This is a genomic window from Nocardia sp. CC227C (genome assembly GCF_030767025.1).
In the GTDB taxonomy this organism is placed as follows: Bacteria; Actinomycetota; Actinomycetes; order Mycobacteriales; family Mycobacteriaceae; genus Nocardia.
Map to the genome: position 1 here is coordinate 1 of NZ_JASITE010000045.1, position 1,273 is coordinate 1,273.

A 1,273-nucleotide genomic window follows, 5' to 3' on the forward strand; every position below is an offset into this window, starting at 1 on the left:
CGCGCCCGGTGCTTTCAGGCCGCCCTTCATGGCCAGGCCCTTGCCGCCGGGCGCCTTCGCACCACCCTTCATCCCCAACCCGCCACCGGCGGGCTCGGCCGCGGGAGCAGCCGCCGCCGGGGCGGCAGCCTCGACCGGCTCGGGCTCGGCGACCGGCTCCGGCGCGGGCGCCTGCTTCGGCTCCTGCACCACCCTCAGATTCTCCGACAGCGTCGCGGGCTCGACCCGATCGATGGCCTGCAGCATCAACTGCGCCACATCCACCACCTCGACACCCTGCCCGACCTCGCCACCATCCTTGCGCGCGGTCACACCATCGGTCAGCATCACCCGACAGAACGGGCACCCCGTCGCGATCATCGACGGCTCGTTCCCACCCTGCAACGTATCCAGGGCCTCGTCCACCCGATCGACATTGATCCGCTTACCGAGCTGCTCCTCCATCCACATCCGCGCACCACCGGCACCACAACACATCGACCGCTCCCCGTGGCGCGGCATCTCCACCAACGACGAACCCGACGCCTCCATCAACTCACGCGGCGCGTTGTAGATCTTGTTGTGCCGACCCAGATAACACGGATCGTGATAGGTCACGTTCTGCGCCACCGGCGACACCGGGATCAACTGCTTGCCCCGCACCAACCGGTTCAGCAACTGCGTGTGATGCACCACCTCGTAGCTGCCACCCACCTGCGGGTACTCGTTGTTGAGCGCGTTGAAACAGTGCGCACAGGTCACCACGATCTTCTTGCGGGCCTGCTCCACACCCTCGAACACCGAGTTCAACACCTCGATGTTCTGCATCGCCAGCTGCTGGAACAAGAACTCGTTACCCGCGCGGCGCGCCGAGTCGCCGGTGCAGGTCTCCTCCTGACCCAGCACCATGAACTTCACCCCCGCCGTGGCCAGCAGCTCGGCGACGGCCTTGGTGGTCTTCTTGGCGCGGTCCTCATACGCGCCCGCACACCCCACCCAGAACAGGTACTCGTACCCGTCGAAAGACTCGGCATCCTTCCCGAAGACCGGGATGTCGAAGTCCATCTCGTTGATCCAGTTGAGCCGGTCCTTGGCGTTCTGGCCCCACGGATTGCCCTTGTTCTCCAGATTCTTGAACAACCCCGCCAGCTCGGAGGGGAACTCCGATTCGATGAGCACCTGGTAGCGGCGCATATCGATGATGTGATCCACATGCTCGATATCGACCGGGCACTGCTCCACACACGCACCACAGGTCGTACACGACCACAGCACCTCGGGGTCGATGATGCCG

General features: G+C 65.0%; 1 protein-coding gene. It reads right to left on the bottom strand.

Going from position 1 to position 1,273, the window contains the following annotated elements:
• On the bottom strand, window positions 1–1,273 hold a 1,273-nt coding region (locus QMO76_RS35190), incomplete at both ends, for a (Fe-S)-binding protein (RefSeq protein ID WP_306365700.1).